The sequence below is a fragment of the Candidatus Palibaumannia cicadellinicola genome (assembly GCF_000754265.1).
Taxonomy (GTDB): Bacteria; Pseudomonadota; Gammaproteobacteria; order Enterobacterales; family Enterobacteriaceae; genus Baumannia; species Baumannia cicadellinicola_B.
The window spans coordinates 1-19,488 of record NZ_CP008985.1; the positions used below are offsets into that span (position 1 = coordinate 1).

The following is a 19,488-nucleotide window of genomic DNA, read 5'->3' on the forward strand; positions in this document are numbered from 1 at the left end:
TTGATACTCTTATACTCTATAAGACATTCGATTATTTATTATGATAGTATAATCTATACTATATTATATACAACAAGCTAGATCAGATCTATGCAAAATTAGCCCTAGGTCAGAATCTATTATGTAGGAATTCCGTGTATGCAAACAAATAGTATACTTTGGCAGGATTTAATATGATTCTTATAGATTCAACCAAACCACTTCTAACTAATACTATAGATCATGCAAGAGTGGATATAGTACTAATTGGCGGCGGAGTCATGAGCGCTACGCTTGGTACTTATCTACAAGTTCTTGCACCAAGCTGGACTGTTTATATGTACGAATGCTTAGAAAATACGGCTGAAGAAAGTTCTAATTGCTGGAATAACGCTGGTACTGGACACGCTGCTTTCTGTGAGCTTAACTATACTCCACTACAATTAGATGGTTCAATAAATATATCAAAAGCGATATCTATCAACGAATCTTTTGAAGTTTCACGCCAGTTTTGGGCATATTTAGTAAAAAATCAACTTCTAAACAATCCACCATCTTTTATTAATAATGTGCCGCATATCAGCTTAGTCTGGGGCCATGAAAATATTCACTTTTTGCACAAACGTTTTGATGCACTACAGAGTAGTACTCTATTCCGTGGAATGGAATACTCTGAAGATCATCAACAAATTCGTCAATGGGCGCCACTAGTTATGGATGGCCGTGATAAATGCCAAAAAGTAGCAGCGACACGTATGGTAATGGGTACAGATGTAAATTTTGGCGAAATTACCAAACAACTATTAACCTCATTACAGCGTAATCCTAATTTTCATCTATATCTCAAACAAAATGTAATAGATATTAAACGTAACAGAGATAATACCTGGACCATATACGTTGCTCATGGTAACGATCGTAGTTATCAAACAACGGTTGACGCTAATTATGTTTTTATTGGATGTGGAGGAGCATCATTAAATCTATTACAAAAATCTGGCATTGCTGAAGTGAATGGTTATGCTGGTTTTCCAGTGGGAGGAAAATTTCTAGTATCTACTAACCCTACTATAGTTAGAAGTTATAAAGCAAAAGTATATGGCAAAGCTTCCGTAGGAGCACCACCGATATCAGTTCCACATCTAGATACTCGTATTATTAATGGTAATTTAATGCTTTTTTTTGGCCCATTTGCTACTTTTAGTAGTAAATTTATGAATCATGGTTCATGGCTAGATTTATTTCATTCACTAACTCGCAAGAACATGTTACCAATGTTACATGTTGGCATCAATAATTTTCAGCTAGTGAAATACCTAATCGAACAGCTCATAATGTCAGAAAAAAATAGACTAAGTGCCTTACGTGAATATTATCCGCAAGCTCAGTTAAAAGACTGGACCTTGATCCAAGCAGGTAAGCGAGTTCAAATAATACAAAAAGATACTAAAAACGGTGGTATTCTACAATTTGGTACCAAAGTTATTAGCACTCAAGATAGAACGCTATCGGCATTATTAGGAGCATCACCTGGAGCCTCTACCGCAGCATATATTATGCTAGACTTGTTAAGTCTTATGTTTAAAAAACAAGCGAATAGTCAGGACTGGCAACGAAAACTTAAGGAGATCATTCCATCTTATGGTCAAGCATTAAATGGTAATATCAGATTAACAAATTATATCCACCGCTATACCTCTGAAGTTCTTAAACTTACCTATATTCAAACATAAATATTATAATTTTATAAAAATAAATAATATAAATAGATATTCGACTACAGCTGACAGCCAGTGAAAAATATTCTTTTAACAGGAAGGTAACTTTCGCATTAGTACTACAATGATAATAAATCAGCTTCAATCTCAAATTTTATTAATTGTATTTGAGATGATTTATCTTAGTAATCAGTCAATACAAATAATATATTCAACAGATTTTAGTCTGATTAAATTGAATTTTTTAATACATGTCGATGAATTATAAAGATAGTGATAAATTATGGATGTACCGTGCTCTAGAGCTTGCAGAACGTGCCGAAGCTCAAGGCGAAGTACCAGTAGGCGCAGTACTAGTTTTACAAGGTAAAAAAATAGGTGAAGGTTATAATAGTTCTATAACTTATCAAGATCCTACTGCTCATGCGGAAATAATAGCACTACGGGAAGGTGGTCGAACAATAGGCAATTACCGTCTTTCTAATGTAGTCATGTATGTTACTCTAGAGCCTTGTATAATGTGCGCTGGCGCAATAATTCACGCACGTGTTAGTAGGGTAGTTTTTGGTGCACAAGATGCTAAAAATAGCATAGGTATCACAGGATCTAGTATTCTCAACAACCGCATTAAACTTTGCTCAGGTGTGCTCGAAGAAGCTTGTTCCTTACAATTAAAAGATTTTTTTCATAGTAAACGAGCACAAAATTAAAGATAAATATATATCTAATTTAATACTTAGTATTAACTTACATTAAATGAGTAGACTACTTTATATTAAAAGTAGTCGTGATTTTCGACTGAGTTTTCTTTTTTTTATATTATACAATAGTAGAAACTAGATAGTTACCTATTAAAAAAAAGAGAGAGCTTTTGTTATGGAAATCTTACGTGGTTTACCTGCTTTATCAAGATTTCGTATTAATCAGCTGCTATCGAGCTGCAAAACAAACAGCTTACTAGTAGATGATATTTATACTGAATATATTTACTTTGCTGACTTTCACAAGACTTTAAATCCAGACGAGTATCATCTTTTACAAAAAATATTAAAATGTATTCCTTATGTAACTTCTATATATTATCAACAAAAGCATCTTATATTAGTTACACCGCGTATTGGTACTATTTCTCCATGGTCTTCGAAAGCAACTGAAATTGTCCATAATTGTGGATTACAGCAGGTAAAACGTATTGAACGTGGTCTAGCATTTTGGATCAAAGCACCACAACTAAATGATGAGCAATGGCAACAATTAAGAATACTGCTACATGATCGTATGATAGAAACTGTGTTTGAAACGATGGAACAGACAGAACAGTTATTTGCTCAGCATAAATTAGAGCAGTTTCAGCTTATAGACATACTTGGCGTTGGCCAGGCGGCTTTAGAAGAAGCAAATAACATATTTGGCCTTGCTCTAGCGCAAGAAACTATTAACTATCTATTTCAGACATTTACTCGTATAGGACGTAATATCAGCGATGTAGAGCTTTATATGTTTGCACAGGCTAATTCAGAACACTGTCGACACAATATTTTTAATGCTAAATGGGTGATTGATGGTCAGCAGCAACAAAAGTCACTCTTTGAGATGATAAAGTTTACTTTGACTAAAACTCCAGATTATGTGCTATCTGCTTATAAAGATAATGCAGCAGTTATAGAAGGATCTATGATCGGTCGTTTCTTCACTGATGTGCGAACAAGGTTCTATACTTATCATCAGGAAGTAACACACCTTATAATGAAGGTGGAAACCCATAATCATCCTACGGCTATTTCACCATGGCCAGGAGCAGCAACCGGTATAGGAGGGGAAATACGTGATGAAGGTGCTACTGGACGCGGCGCCAAACCAAAAGCTGGCTTAGTAGGATTTTCTGTCTCTAACTTACGAATACCAGGATTTGAACAACCGTGGGAAGGTAATTTTCAGCGCCCAGACCATATCGTGAACGCACTAGAAATAATAATAGATGCACCATTAGGGGGTGCAGCATTCAATAATGAATTCGGTCGGCCAGTAATTACAGGTTATTTCCGTACCTATGAAGAGTTAGTTGATAGTCATAACGGCGTTGAGCTACGTGGTTATCACAAACCAATTATGCTAGCCGGAGGAATCGGTAATATACGTAACCAACATGTACATAAAAGTAAGATTAATGTCAACGCAAAGTTAATTGTGCTAGGTGGTGCCGCGATGAATATTGGTTTAGGCGGCAGTGCAGCGTCATCTATGGTCTTAGGTCAGTCTGATTCCTATCTGGATTTTGCTTCGGTACAGCGTGATAATCCAGAAATGCAGCGTAGATGCCAGGAAGTCATCGATCATTGTTGGCAACTAGGAGATCAAAATCCGATATTATTTATCCATGATGTTGGCGCTGGGGGTCTTGCTAATGCTATGTTAGAACTCATTAAAGATGGTAAGTGCGGTGGTAATTTTCAGTTACGTGCTATCCCTAACGATGAGTTAAGTATGAGCCCGCTAAAAATCTGGTGTAATGAATCCCAAGAACGCTATGTGATAGCAGTAGTGCCAGAGCAGTTAGCAATCTTAGAAGCTATCTGCCGCCGTGAACGGGCACCTTTCGCTGTGATTGGTGAGGCTACAGATACTTTACATTTAAGTCTTCATGACGACTATTTTAGTATGAGACTTATCGATCTACCGCTAGACATATTGCTTGGTAAAATGCCAAAGATGATACGTAATGTGATTAGCCAACAAGCAAATGGACATGTACTAGACCGTAACAAAATCACACTAGTAGAAGCAGTCAAACGTGTGTTACATCTACCGGTAGTTGCAGAAAAAACTTTCCTAATTACTATTTGCGATCGTAGCATTACAGGTATGGTCGCGCGCGATCAAATGGTAGGACCATGGCAAATTCCTGTTGCTGATTGTGCAGTTACTACCGCGAGTTTTGATAGCTATTATGGTGAGGTTATGTCCATAGGAGAACGCGCGCCAGTAGCTTTATTAAACTTTACTGCTTCCGCTAAGCTAGCGGTAGCAGAAGCACTAACTAATTTAGCCGCTACTTATATCGGTGATATTAAACGAGTCAAACTATCTGCTAACTGGATGGCAGCTGCTGGTCATCCAGGTGAAGATGCCGGCCTATACGCAGCCGTCAAAACGATCAGTGAAGAACTTTGTCCTGCGCTAGGGCTAACTATTCCAGTTGGTAAAGATTCTATGTCTATGAAAACTCGTTGGCAACATGGTGCTAAATTATATGAGATGACAGCACCGCTATCGCTTGTGATTACTGCTTTTGCTAAGGTTGAAGATGTTCGTGCTACCGTTACACCACAGTTGCAAATAGATCACGATAATCTTTTGCTACTAATAGATTTAGGTGCAGGTCATCAAGCTTTAGGTGCAACTGCGTTAACGCAGGTTTATCGTAAACTGGGCAATGATACTGCTGATGTTCGTAACATTAAACAATTAGCTAATTTTTTCCAATGTATACAGCAATTAGTAGCTACTGGTAATTTACTAGCCTATCACGATCGATCAGATGGCGGTTTGTTAGTTACGCTAGCAGAAATGGCGTTTGCTGGGCACTGCGGTATTGACGTAGATATTGCTGCACTCGGTGAAGATCACCTAGCAGCACTTTTCAACGAAGAGCTAGGTGCTGTAATCCAGATCGCTGTTGCAAATTTAGATACAGTGGTTCAAATTTTCGCGCAGCAAGGGCTTTCGGAATGTTTGTATATTCTCGGTGCCGCAAGTTCTGGAAATAGTTTTATTATTAGAAATAGTACCAGCATATTATATAGCGAAAAACGGACTATGCTACGTACTTGGTGGGGAGAAACAAGTTGGCAGATACAACGTTTACGAGATAATCCAGAGAGTGCAGATCAAGAGCACGTTGCACGTCAAGATCAGAATGATCCTGGTCTCAACATTAAACTTAGCTTTAATCCGGACGAAGACATCGCTGCACCTTATATTGCTAAAGGAGTACTACCGCAAATTGCAGTACTACGTGAACAGGGTGTAAACTCTCATGTCGAAATGGCTGCAGCATTCCATCGCGCTGGCTTTCATGCTATAGACGTACATATGAGTGATTTAATGTCACGATCCCTAAATTTACAGGGTTTTCATATGTTAGTAGCATGTGGTGGTTTTTCGTACGGTGATGTACTAGGCTCCGGAGAAGGATGGGCTAATTCTATTTTGTTCAACTCTTGGTTGCGCGATGAATTTGAAGCATTTTTTTATCGTCCGCATACCCTTGCGCTTGGAGTATGTAACGGATGTCAAATGATGTCTCATCTCCGTGAATTAATCCCAGGGGTAAAACTTTGGCCACATTTTATTCGTAATAAATCCGAACGTTTCGAATCTCGTTTTAGTTTAGTTGAAGTAACTAATAGTCCATCTCTTTTATTACAAGATATGGTTGGTTCTCGTCTCCCAATTGCTATTTCACACGGCGAAGGACTAGTAAAAGTACATAATCATGAACATTTAACGAAAATAGAACAAATGAAATTAGTAGCATTACGTTATGTTAATAATTATGGTAAGGTCACAGAGAATTATCCTGCTAATCCTAATGGTTCGCCGAATGGTATTACTGCGATTACAAGTATAAGTGGTCGTGTCACACTAATGATGCCGCACCCAGAACGTGTATTTCGTACTGTAAGTAACTCTTGGCATCCTTATGAGTGGGGCGAAGATAGTCCTTGGATGCGTCTTTTCCGCAATGCACGTAAGCAAATAGGATAATAAAACTCAAGTAGACCCTATTCGGCAGAAATATGTTATATATGTATTACTAGTACTAATATTACGATATTTGATTACCATAGTTGTGAGGAGAACAAATGTTAAAACGTGATATAAAGATTGCTAATTACGATGCAGATTTATGGTGGGCAATGGAGCAAGAAGTTATACGTCAGGAAGAACATATCGAATTGATTGCATCTGAAAACTATACTAGCCCGCGGGTAATGCAAGCACAAGGTTCCTTACTAACTAATAAATACGCTGAAGGTTATCCTAGTAAGCGTTACTACGGTGGTTGTGCATTCGTGGATATAGTAGAAAAATTAGCTATAGAACGTGCTAAAGCATTATTTAGTGCTGATTATGCTAATGTACAACCACATTCTGGTTCACAAGCTAATTTTGCTGTCTATACAACATTATTACAGCCGGGCGATACAGTACTAGGGATGAATCTTTCCCACGGCGGTCACTTAACTCACGGCTCACCTGTAAACTTTTCCGGAAAAATGTATAACGTTATCTCTTATGGTGTTGATAAAAATGGTTATATTAACTACGATCAGCTAACTGAACTAGCGATGACACATAAGCCCAAAATGATTATCGGCGGTTTTTCTGCTTATTCTCGTGTGGTTAATTGGGCTAGAATGCGACAAATTGCTGATAGTATTAGTGCTTTTTTCTTTGTTGATATGGCGCATGTTGCCGGCCTTGTAGCTGCTGGTGTTTATCCTAATCCAGTGCCTTATGCCGATGTAGTAACTACTACAACACATAAAACCCTAGCTGGTCCCCGCGGCGGATTGATTATCGCTCAAGGCGGTAGTGAGGAAATGTATAATAAGCTTAATTCAGCAGTGTTCCCTGGTGCGCAAGGCGGTCCAATGATGCATGTAATAGCAGGAAAAGCAGTCGCACTAAAAGAAGCTATGGAGCCAGAATTTAAAAAATATCAGCAACAGGTAATAATAAATGCCAAAGTAATGGTTAATATTTTTTTGAATCGTGGTTTTAACGTAGTATCTGGTGGTACGGATAACCACCTCTTTTTACTAAATTTAGTTGATAAAAATATCACCGGTAAAGAGGCTGATTTAGCTCTAGGTCGTGCTAATATTACTGTTAATAAGAACAGTGTTCCAAATGATCCAAAAAGCCCATTTATAACATCTGGTATTCGTATTGGGACTCCGGCTGTGACCCGCCGTGGTTTAAATGAAACAGATGTACATAATTTAGCTAGCTGGATATGTGATGTGCTAGAAAATATTAATAACGAATCTGTGATTCAGTCTACTAAGAAAAAAGTGCTGGATATCTGCGCTCGCTATCCAGTCTATGCGTAAGCGTAGCTTAATTTTACATTAGGGATTAAGCATAGATTTTACTACACGCGGATTACCAGCAACAACATTCCCAGAAAGTAGATGATTATTTTCACCTGTGAAGTCGGTCACTAAGCCGCCTGCTTCTCGCACCAGCAACTCACCGCTGGTGACATCCCACTGCTTTAAGCCTATTTGAAAGCAGCCATCTACTCTACCGGCAGCAATATAAGCTAGATCTAGTGCCGCTGATCCTGTACATCGAAAATCTACGGACTGTACGAATAATTTACTTAGTAAAGTCATATAATTCATAAAATGTTGTTTTTGTTTTAAAGGAAAATTAATAGCTAGAATAGTATTCTCTAGATCTTTCATAATACCACAACGTAGGCGATAGCCGTTCATCTGAGAACCTTGCCCACGGGTAGCACTAAATAGTTCATTACGTATCGGATCGTAGACTACGGCTACTTCAGTATGGCTTTTTACACGTACTGCGATGGAAACAGCAATATGAGGAATACGGTTAATAAAGTTATCAATCCCATCCATAGAATGAATAATCCATTGGATATCGTGAGTCGTGCCAAGTAGTGCTCCGTATTTTTGACTGATAACTGTATGCTGAGGATAATACTTACGGATGATTTCAATTATCAAACGTTCTGCTTCGTGGTTAACCTGAATTAAAAAGTCATTCTTACTTTTGTGATTCGCTTCAAAAGTATCAGGTTTTTCATAATTTTTCGCGATAAAATTACCTGCTTTTCGCGCTGCGCGAATAGTGATATTCAGCATAGGATGCATGTTTGTCGTCCAATAAAAATAGTTGAAAACAAACCTAACATATGTAAAAAAATAAAATTATTCAGTATCAGATTTATCATGACAGTAGTAAAATATCTATACTAGTTATTAGTTTGTATTAATATCTAATTACATAGCACAATAAGTATTCAAATTAGGTACCACTCATACGCTAGCAACGCTACTACAGAATAGAGTATTATTTGATGTTGCATAATTAGTAAACAACAAATAATAAATATTACTGATAAAAATCATAGGAATATGATACTCCCTATTTGTAATTTTTATAGTACTTGGAGTTAATTAATCATGAAATTACCGGTCTATCTAGACTATGCTGCCACTACTCCGGTCGACCAAAGAGTGGCAGAAAAGATGATATCTTATCTCACTATAGACGGTATTTTCGGCAACCCTGCTTCTCGCTCTCATCGCTATGGTTGGTTAGCTGAAGAAGCCGTTGATATTGCTCGTAATCATATTGCAGCTATGATTGGAGCTGATTCTCGCGAAATTATTTTTACTTCTGGTGCTACTGAGTCAAATAATCTAGCTATAAAAGGAGTTGCCCAAGCTAGCCATGATAAAGGTCGTCATATTATTACTAGTTTGACTGAACACAAAGCGGTTCTAGATACTTGCAAGTATCTAGAACAACATGGATACAGTGTAACCTGGTTGTTACCTGATAAACATGGCTTAATTTCGCTACAACAACTTAGTGATGCTCTACGAGATGATACTATCCTAGTGTCCCTAATGCATGTTAATAATGAAATAGGTATTATTCAGAATATCGCTGCGTTTGGACAAATATGCCAAAATAATGATATTATATTCCATGTAGATGCTACCCAGAGTATAGGTAAACTACCGATAGATGTGACAGTACTTCCTGTCGATTTAATGTCATTCAGTAGTCATAAACTATATGGTCCTAAAGGTATTGGTTGCTTATATATTAGTCGTAAACGCAGGGTACGTATTGATGCACAAATTCATGGTGGAGGGCATGAACGTGGAATGCGTTCAGGTACTTTACCAGTGCATCAGATTGTTGGTATGGGAGAAGCTTATCGGATTGCGAAAAAAGAAATGGCTAATGATATGTTACGTTTACGAGTATTACGTGACCGCTTATGGGAAGGTTTACAACAGATAGAAGGTGTAACAGTAAACGGAGATTTAGCACACTGTGTTGCTACATTACTTAATGTAAGCATTAGCCATGTAGACGGTGAATCACTAATTATGGTTTTAAATGATCTGGCTGTTTCATCAGGTTCTGCTTGTACTTATTCTAATTTTGAATCATCCTATGTACTACGTGCAATAGGTCTCAATGATGAACTATCCCATAGTTCAATCCGCTTCTCTCTAGGACGTTTTACCACAAAAGAAGAGATAGATTACGCTATTAAAAAAACTCAGCGTGCTATTATTTGTCAGCGTGCCATTGCGCGGAATATCTGATTCAAAAAAAAATAATAAAAATAATTCAGGATAAAAATTATATGACTATAGAACGCACGCTTTCTATCATCAAACCTAATGCTGTTGCTAAGAATATCATAGGTGCCATAATTAATCGCTTTGAAAGCGCCGGTCTAAATATTGTAGGCATGAAAATGCTACAGCTAACCCGCAAGCAGGCCGAAGGTTTTTATAGTCAGCACAAAAATAAACCTTTTTTCGAATGTCTAATTAATTTTATGATTTCTGGTCCTATAGTAGTACAAATACTAGAAGGTAAAAATGCTATACGTTGTAACCGTGATATAATGGGAGCAACTAACCCAGTTGATGCTCTAGCCGGTACTTTACGATCAGACTATGCTGATAGCATCATAGAAAATGCAGTCCATGGTTCTGAAACAGCAGCTGCTGCCATTTGTGAAATCGCTTATTTTTTTACGATAAGTGAAGTTTGTGTACGTATGCTTTAATCAAAGACTCACTTTAATATTTGATTACATTCATAATAATATATTAGTTATTTTGGTTATCATTAAGCCTGATGTGTTTTTAATTTTGACTATTAGTGAATATAAATTATCCTTAACATTTTGTGGCAAATAATATGTTTATGAATAATTATTCTAATATTTAATCTTATTTTAGGCAATACTTTAATTAATATTAGTATTAGTAATAATTTTCAGTTACATACGTTAATACTCTTCAGATAAGTATTGAGTTAAAAGTCATGCATGATTCTATACCTATTCACCGTCGTAAATCGAAACGTATTTATGTTGGTAATGTACCAATAGGCGATGGAGCGCCAATTACGGTACAGTCTATGACGAATACTAATACCATTGACGTTGCAGCTACGGTGAAACAGATTCAAGCCTTAGAACGCGTTGGAGTAGATATTGTTCGTATATCCGTACCGACTATGAATGCTGCAGAAAAAGTGAAACAGATTAAGGAACAAATTAATGTTCCTTTAATTGCAGATATACATTTTGACTATCGTATAGCACTTAAAGTAGCTGAATATGGAGTAGATTGCCTACGTATTAACCCTGGTAATATTGGCAATGAAAATCGTATCCGCTCAGTAGTAGATTGTGCTCGTTACAATAACATTCCTATCCGGATTGGTATTAACGCTGGTTCTATTGAGCGTGATCTACAAGCTAAGTACGGTCAGCCTACTCCAGAAGTACTACTAGAATCAGCTTTACGTAACATAGATATTCTAGATAAACTTAATTTCGACCAATTTAAAGTTAGTGTAAAAGCCTCTGATGTATTCCTTGCAGTACAGTCTTACCGCCTGCTTGCCTCGCAGATTGATCAACCATTGCATCTTGGTATTACTGAAGCTGGTAGTGCGCGTAGCGGCGCAGTTAAATCTGCTATCGGATTAGGATTATTGCTCAGTGAAGGTATAGGTGATACTTTACGTATTTCTTTAGCTACAGATCCTATAGAAGAAGTAAAAGTAGGATTTGACATCCTTAAGTCCCTTAGAATCCGTGCAAGAGGCATTAACTTTATAGCTTGTCCGACCTGTTCTCGTCAGGAATTTGATGTCATCGGTACAGTTAACACCTTAGAACAACGGCTAGAAGATATTGTTACTCCGATGGATGTCTCGATTATTGGTTGCGTAGTCAATGGTCCGGGGGAAGCACTCATGTCAACGATCGGAGTAACTGGAGGACATAATACAAGCGGTTTTTACGAAGACGGTGTTCGACAGCATTATCGTTTGGATAACGAATTCATTATTGATCAGCTTGAAGCTCGTATCCGTGCGAAAGCGATGATACTAAATGATAACAATAAAATTGCAATTAATCTAATTGATAAATAATCTAGGAATATAAATCTTCGATATGGTTAAAAGAATACAAGTCATTCGTGGTATGAACGACTATTTGCCTGAAGAGACTATATTCTGGCAGCATCTCGAAAACTTATTAAAACAAGTGCTCGTCAGTTATGGTTACCGTGAAATTCGTCTGCCAATTATTGAGCAAACTTTGTTATTTAAACGTGCTATCGGTAAAGTAACAGATGTCGTAGAAAAAGAAATGTATAGCTTCGAAGACCGGAATGGCGATCACCTTACCCTACGTCCAGAAGGTACGGCTAGTTGTGTACGCGCTGGTATAGAACATGGTTTATTATACAACAATATAGAACAACGCTTGTGGTATATTGGTCCAATGTTCCGACATGAACGGCCACAGAAAGGCCGCTATCGTCAATTTCATCAGTTGGGCGCTGAGGTATTCGGCCAGCAAGGTCCTGATATTGATGCCGAATTAATTATGCTCACTATGCGATGGTGGCAAACATTAGGTATAAGCGAACACGTAAGACTAGAACTAAATTCTATCGGTTCTTTAGATAATCGTGCTCGTTACCGTAAAGCGCTGGTAACATTTTTAGTACAACATCAGAAACATCTTGATGAAAACTGTCGTAGCCGTATGCATACTAATCCTATGCGTATACTTGATACTAAGAATACTAATATTCAGAGATTGCTTAACGATGCACCTGTTTTAGCCGACTATCTTGACGATAATGCTTGTACACACTTTTCTGGTCTATGTAAATTTTTAGACATAGCAGGAATTAATTATACTATTAATCCGCGTTTAGTACGCGGCTTAGATTACTATAACGACACGGTATTCGAATGGGTTACAAATAATTTAGGTTCCCAGGGAACTCTTTGTGCCGGGGGTCGTTATGATAGATTGGTAGAGCAACTTGGGGGACGTGCTACACCAGCTATTGGAATAGCTATAGGACTTGACCGTTTAGTACTACTAATGCAAGGATTAAATCCTGGCTTTTCAGTAAAATCACGGGTAGATGCTTATCTAGTAGCTGTAGGTGAAAATATACAGTTTGCTGCAATGCTACTAGCAGAAAGAGTGCGTGATGCATTACCTTTCTTACGTCTCATGATAAATTGCGGAGGTGGTAGTTTTAAAAAGCAGTTTGGGCGCGCAGACAAATACGGCGCCCGCATAGCTTTAGTTCTAGGCGAAAGCGAAGCAGCAGCACAGGAAGTCATTCTCAAAGATCTTACGACCGGTAATCAAGAAACCTTAGCACAGAGTGATGTTGCTGCTCGTATAGCCTTTTTTATTCCACACCGTAACTTAATCTAGTAAACCATAATTCAATAGATGGTAACCTAGATGCCCCGCCATCTATATCACATGGTCGTAATAAAACACTATTGATAAGTTCATTACAGTAGTATCTATCTAGTAAATCTAAAATAAGTCAGTCGCTCAAATTTTATTACTTTAGTTATAGCTATTCTAGGAAGTGATAAAATATATATAGACAAGGCAAAAAGAGCATAGTTTATATGTTTGAAACTACTCATGATAAATATGACGAGGAATATGACAATGATACCAGTTGTTGCGTTAGTCGGGCATCCTAATGTAGGTAAATCTACTTTATTTAATCGATTAACACACACGCGTGATGCGCTAGTTGCCAATTTTCCAGGGCTGACGCGTGACCGAAAGTATGGTCATGCTAAATGGCAAGGTTACAAATTTATCGTGATCGATACCGCAGGTATCAGTGGCGCTAAAGAAGGAGTAGCAATCCATATGACTAAACAATCGCTAATAGCGATGGAAGAAGCAGATGTTATACTATTTATAGTAGATGGTAGAATCGGGTTGATACCAGACGATCAAAACATTGTAATGCATCTACGTAAGCGGCAAAAACCAACGTTCGTAGTAGTAAATAAAATTGACGGCATCGATACAATTAAAGCTATAGGAGACTTTTACTCTCTTAATATGGGAAACATTTTTCCCATTGCTGCATTGCATGGACGCGGTATTAATATTTTGTTAAAAGCCGTTATATTGCCCCTAGTGCAAAAAAATCTTCTGACAAAAGATATGATTCTAGCAAAAAGAGAACACATATATTCGCCATTGCTACCAATTAAGCTTGCAATCGTTGGTAGTCCTAATGTTGGTAAATCCACGCTCATTAACCGTATTATCGGTGAAGAGCGTGTGGTGGTATTCAATATACCAGGCACTACCCGTGATAGTATCTATATTCCTATGATTCGTGCTGAGCGTGAATATGTACTGATAGATACCGCTGGGTTACGTAAGCGTAGCAAGGTAACCGAAACAGTAGAAAAATTCTCGGTTATAAAAACTCTGCAGGCTATAGAAGACTCTCATGTAGTACTATTGGTAATAGACGCTTGTAAAGGTATTTCTGATCAAGAATTATCGCTACTAAGTTTTATTATTAATAGTGGCCGCGCGCTAGTAATTGCTGTAAACAAATGGGATGGTTTATCTATTGATCTACGTAATCAAGTAAAAGATACCTTAGATCAGCGCTTGAGCTTTATAGACTTTGCTCGAGTACACTTTATTTCTGCGCTGTATGGTAACAACATCGATAATATATTTAATTCGGTAAACGAAGCCTATCGTTGCTCAACTAAGCGTATCAGTACTGCACAACTGACTCGTATTATGCGCATAGCAGTTAACGAACATCAACCACCTCTGGTACGTGGTCATAGGGTGAAACCTAAGTATGCACACCCTGGTGGGTATAACCCACCAATTGTAGTAATCCATGGTAACCAAGTGACAGATCTGCCTAGCTCATATAAACGTTATCTGATAAATTATTTCCGTCGTTCATTAAAAATTATGGGTACACCTATTCGTATTCAGTTCAATGAGCCAGCTAATCCATTCGTTGATAGTCGTCATCAGTTAGGGCAAAAAAAATTAAATCATCATCTGATTAGTAATCTTAAATCAAACCCATAACTAACCAAATAAAAAATCGATGTTCGTTGGATATAACATACGCTTTTCCACTCTAGAGGTTTTTTGATGAAAAATATCAATCCTAGTAATACCACGGCCTGGAAAGACCTACAACAACATTTCGATAGTATAAAAGAAGTACATATCAGAGATCTATTTGCGCAAGATCCACAACGTTTTACTACTTTCTCAGCTATGTTCGATAATCAAATGTTAGTAGATTACTCAAAAAATCGTATTACAACTGAGACACTATACCTACTACTCGCACTAGCCAAAGAATGCGATTTACAAGGCGCTATTTCTTCGATGTTTCGTGGTGAGAAGATCAATCGTACTGAGGATCGTGCAGTACTACACATTGCGCTACGTAATCGTAGTAAGAAAATCATTCGAATGAATGGTAAGGATGTGATGCCGGAAGTAAATGCGGTATTAACTAAAATGAAACAATTTTGTTGTAAGATTATTAGTGGTGAATGGAAAGGTTATACTGGAAAAGCTATAACCGATATTGTGAATATTGGAATAGGTGGCTCTGATCTAGGTCCATATATGGTAACTGAAGCGCTGCGACCTTATAAAAATCATCTCAATATGCATTTTGTGTCTAATGTTGATGGGACACATATTACGGAAACAGTTAAATTGTTAGATCCCGCAACGACTTTGTTCTTGGTCGCATCTAAAACATTTCTTACCCAAGAAACTATGACAAATGCTCATAGCGCACGCGATTGGTTTCTTAAAAAAACAGGTCATGAGCAGTATATTGCGCAACATTTTGCTGCCTTATCGATCAATGTTAACGCAGTAGCTAAATTTGGTATCGACATTAACAATATGTTTGAATTATGGGACTGGGTAGGTGGGCGCTATTCTTTATGGTCGGCTATTGGTCTTTCTATTGCGTTATCGCTAGGTTTTTCAAATTTTGAACAGCTACTCAGCGGTGCATATGCTATGGACTACCACTTTGAGCAAACTCCGCTGCAGCATAATTTGCCAGTACTACTGGCACTCATCGGTATCTGGTATAATAATTTTTTTGGTACCGAAACAGAAGCAATCCTACCTTATGATCAATATATGCACCGTTTTGCTGCTTATTTCCAGCAAGGAAATATGGAGTCTAATGGAAAATACGTTGATCGTAATGGTCAAGTTGTTAACTATCAGACTGGACCAATCATCTGGGGTGAACCGGGTACAAACGGTCAACATGCTTTTTACCAATTGTTTCACCAAGGTACTAAGATGATTCCCTGCGATTTTATTGCACCAGTCATTAGTCATAATGCATTGGGAGATCATCACTCAAAGTTACTGTCTAATTTTTTCGCACAGACCGAAGCATTAGCTTTTGGTAAATCACGCCAAGCAGTAGAAGAAGAATTACGTACGGTTGGTAAAACTTCAGAACAGATGCGGTATATTACGCCATTTAAGGTATGTGAAGGTAATCGACCAACTAATTCTATTTTACTAAAAAAAATTACTCCTTATAGTATTGGAGCATTAATTGCATTATATGAACACAAGATTTTTACTCAGGGTGCCATACTCAATATTTATACTTTTGATCAATGGGGCGTAGAATTAGGTAAACAACTTGCTAAACGTATTATGTCAGAATTAGAGGATGATAATACAGTGCTATCCCATGATAGTTCTACTAACGGTTTAATAGACTGCTACAAATCTTGGCGCTATTAAATGAAATAAAAATACTGTAACTGTCGCTAGATTTAGTTAACGCTAAATTAATCTAATATTATTACTAACTATTGTAGTTTGAAACGATAGTAAATAATTTTGTACGATCTATTAATAAAGTCTATTCCCAGGCATTATGGTGATAATGCACATCAAAAAAACAAAGTTATACGCAGCTTACTCTAATTAGATTAGATCATTTGATTAGTAATCTACCTTTACAAAATAATATGGTTTTACTGCATGCAAAACTACGAGTTAATAACTATTTGACATGCAGTATGGTCCAGAATCAAGGAGATGACTATGCATCTTTATTTACAGCATCATTATCAAATCATTGGGTATGCAAAAGAAATTCCTGCAATATTTCTTCACAAAATGTTCTCACTAGGTATGTTACCAGGTAGTTCGTTCCAGGTAATACGTTTTGCACCGTTAGGAGATCCCGTACAGATTAAATTACAACGAGTACAATTAATATTACGCCAAAAAGATTTAGCACTACTATTACTAAATCATACTAATAATTAGTTTAATTTGCATATATTTTTTATTCATTACAGGTGTTATTGAATGATCACACAACGCACTGTGGCCTTAATCGGAAATCCTAACTCTGGTAAAACCACTCTCTTCAATCAACTCACTGGTGCCCACCAACGTGTCGGAAACTGGCCAGGAGTCACTGTGGAACGTAAAGAAGATTATTTTTACACTGCATCGCATCGTATTATTCTAGTTGATTTACCAGGAGTATATTCTATTACAACACTATCGCTACAAAGTTCACTAGACGAACAAATAGCCTGTAGTTATATTTTTGATGGTCAACCAGACGTACTAATTAACGTAGTAGATGCCGCTTATTTAGAGCGTAACCTATTTCTGACTCTACAATTAAGAGAGTTAGGAGTACCCTGTATCGTGGCGCTCAAGATGTTAGATATAGCTTATCGCCAAAATATTACTATTGACATTCCAAAGCTAGAACAGCAGCTTGGTTGCCAGGTTGTATCACTAATCTCCAACTGTAATGATGGCATCACTAAACTAAAAACATTGTTAGAGAATCCTATTATAACTGCACCCATTTTAGCTATAGAGTATCCAGAGGCTATTTGTCAAGCAATTCATAAGATAGAATCACTATTACCAGCTGCAAGTTCCTTGCCTCATCCGCCGCGCTGGCTAGCGCTGCATATATTGGAAGGTGATATATATAGTTCCGCTCTAATCAAAGCTCCTAAATTGATTGATAGTTTACATGTCACACTACAGCAAGAAGCTCCGCTACTCATTGCAGATGCTCGATATGGCGTTGTTATTACTATCTGCGAACAAGTTAGTAACGGTCACCTTATTACTACGAATAATCGTGTTACTACTAGCTTAGATGCAATATTGCTCAATCGTTGGTTAGGAATACCACTGTTTTTTTTAGTAATATATCTAATGTTTATACTCACAATAAAACTAGGTGGTTCACTACAGCCACTATTTGAGGCGGTGTCAAAGATTATTGTGATAGAAAGTACTCAATTGCTTAGTTATCAGTTGCATGCACCACGATGGCTAACACTATTACTGATACAGGGTATTGGTGGTGGTATCAACACCTTGCTACCTTTGATTCCGCAGATCAGTCTGATGTATTTTTGCCTATCGTTTTTAGAAAATTCGGGCTACATGGCTCGTACTGCTTTTGTGATAGATAAGCTAATGCAATATCTAGGCCTACCAGGAAAATCTTTTGTACCTCTAATTATTGGTTTTGGCTGTAATATACCAGCAGTTATGGGGGCACGTACCCTAAATGTTCACCGAGATCGTCTTATGACAATAATGATGGCACCTTTTATGTCATGTGGCGCTAGACTTACTATTTTTACTATTTTCGCATCAATATTTTTTAGCAATAATGGTGCAACTCTAGTCTTCTCTCTCTATATGCTAGGCATTATAGTAGCGATATTTACCGGACTTATGCTGAAATATGTTTTCATGTACGATGAGAGAATTCCATTTATTATGGAACTACCAGTTTATCACATGCCTCATATGAAACATCTATTACTACAAACTTGGCAACTATTGAAAAATTTTATGCGGCGCACTAGTAAAGTTATTGTACTAGCTAGTGTGATTATTAGTCCCCTAGATAGCTTTACACTACATGGGCATCTAGCGGATAATGTTCATAATTCAATACTAGCTTCGATTAGTAAAAAAATTACGCCTCTACTGAAACCGATTGGTGTACAGGAAGAAAACTGGCAGGCGACTATTGCTCTTATGAGTGGAGCAATAGCTAAAGAGATGGTGGTAAGTACGCTTAATACCCTCTACACTTTCGAGCAAATGACACTGGTACATACACCATTTGAGTTTAATAAGTTTAATTTCTTGGCAACTTTATCCAACGGTTTAGCAGATACTTGGCAAAACATACAAGATACTTTTTGTATAAATAGTTTATATCACCAGATAGAAGTAAAAACTAGTAAAAACGACCAAAAAATAATGATGAACTACAACTCAATGAGTATGATGAGTCGCAAGTTTGGTAGCGCTACCGCAGCCTACAGTTACCTAATTTTTGTTTTGTTATATGTACCTTGCGTCTCGGTTCTAGGAGTAATAGCCCATGAGAGCAATATAAGCTGGATGATATTAGCTGCATTATGGGGGTGTAATATAGCTTACTCTTTAGCTACATTATTTTACCAAATCGCTACGTTTAGCTATCATTATTTTTACAGTATGATAGCAATCATGTTAGTTTTAAGCATGAATTGCTTATTAATAATAGTACTTTATAATTTACGTCATCATTTTAATAAATCATAAATG

13 protein-coding genes are annotated in these 19,488 nt (G+C 37.3%); 12 read left to right on the plus strand and 1 reads right to left on the minus strand.

The genetic code is table 11. The features are described from left to right. The first annotated feature begins 173 nt into the window (after positions 1–173). From mqo to glyA, 4 genes are all read left to right on the plus strand, one after another. Positions 174–1,712: a malate dehydrogenase (quinone) gene (mqo, locus tag IM45_RS00005; protein ID WP_038497662.1), complete on the plus strand. Its 1,539-nt coding sequence runs from the start codon at positions 174–176 to the stop codon at positions 1,710–1,712. Between the two features lie 236 nt (positions 1,713–1,948). Next, complete coding sequence (tadA, locus tag IM45_RS00010; protein WP_420021799.1) at positions 1,949–2,407, plus strand: tRNA adenosine(34) deaminase TadA; 459 nt, start codon at positions 1,949–1,951, stop codon at positions 2,405–2,407. Between the two features lie 166 nt (positions 2,408–2,573). Beyond that, positions 2,574–6,464, plus strand: coding sequence for a phosphoribosylformylglycinamidine synthase (gene purL, locus IM45_RS00015; RefSeq protein WP_038497665.1), 3,891 nt, complete (start codon positions 2,574–2,576; stop codon positions 6,462–6,464). A 98-nt stretch (positions 6,465–6,562) separates the two neighbouring features. Continuing rightward, the gene (gene glyA, locus IM45_RS00020) at positions 6,563–7,816 is read left to right on the plus strand and encodes a serine hydroxymethyltransferase (protein WP_038497667.1); all 1,254 of its coding nucleotides are present in this window, start codon (positions 6,563–6,565) and stop codon (positions 7,814–7,816) included. Between the two features lie 18 nt (positions 7,817–7,834). On the opposite strand, the gene suhB is transcribed toward glyA, so the two are convergent. Beyond that, positions 7,835–8,605: an inositol-1-monophosphatase gene (suhB, locus tag IM45_RS00025; protein WP_038497669.1), complete on the minus strand. Its 771-nt coding sequence runs from the start codon at positions 8,603–8,605 to the stop codon at positions 7,835–7,837. A gap of 312 nt (positions 8,606–8,917) precedes the next feature. On the opposite strand from suhB, the gene IM45_RS00030 reads away from it, so the two are divergent. The 8 genes from IM45_RS00030 (at position 8,918) to feoB (ending at position 19,485) form a co-directional block, all read left to right on the plus strand. After that, positions 8,918–10,081 (plus strand): IscS subfamily cysteine desulfurase, encoded by a 1,164-nt coding sequence (locus tag IM45_RS00030; protein WP_038497671.1) that lies wholly within the window; start codon positions 8,918–8,920, stop codon positions 10,079–10,081. 41 nt (positions 10,082–10,122) lie between these two features. Then, entirely contained in the window at positions 10,123–10,554 is a 432-nt protein-coding gene (gene ndk / locus IM45_RS00035; protein WP_038497673.1) for a nucleoside-diphosphate kinase, read from the plus strand. A gap of 260 nt (positions 10,555–10,814) precedes the next feature. Beyond that, entirely contained in the window at positions 10,815–11,936 is a 1,122-nt protein-coding gene (ispG, locus tag IM45_RS00040) for a flavodoxin-dependent (E)-4-hydroxy-3-methylbut-2-enyl-diphosphate synthase (protein ID WP_038497675.1), read from the plus strand. A 22-nt stretch (positions 11,937–11,958) separates the two neighbouring features. Next, entirely contained in the window at positions 11,959–13,251 is a 1,293-nt protein-coding gene (gene hisS, locus IM45_RS00045; protein WP_038497677.1) for a histidine--tRNA ligase, read from the plus strand. Positions 13,252–13,500: 249 nt separating this feature from the next. Further along, complete coding sequence (gene der, locus IM45_RS00050; protein ID WP_038497679.1) at positions 13,501–14,919, plus strand: ribosome biogenesis GTPase Der; 1,419 nt, start codon at positions 13,501–13,503, stop codon at positions 14,917–14,919. Between the two features lie 66 nt (positions 14,920–14,985). After that, the gene (gene pgi / locus IM45_RS00055) at positions 14,986–16,635 is read left to right on the plus strand and encodes a glucose-6-phosphate isomerase (RefSeq protein WP_038497682.1); all 1,650 of its coding nucleotides are present in this window, start codon (positions 14,986–14,988) and stop codon (positions 16,633–16,635) included. A gap of 306 nt (positions 16,636–16,941) precedes the next feature. Continuing rightward, the gene (feoA, locus tag IM45_RS00060) at positions 16,942–17,169 is read left to right on the plus strand and encodes a ferrous iron transporter A (protein WP_038497685.1); all 228 of its coding nucleotides are present in this window, start codon (positions 16,942–16,944) and stop codon (positions 17,167–17,169) included. Between the two features lie 42 nt (positions 17,170–17,211). Beyond that, positions 17,212–19,485, plus strand: coding sequence for a Fe(2+) transporter permease subunit FeoB (gene feoB / locus IM45_RS00065; protein WP_081901706.1), 2,274 nt, complete (start codon positions 17,212–17,214; stop codon positions 19,483–19,485). The last annotated feature ends 3 nt before the right edge of the window (positions 19,486–19,488 follow it).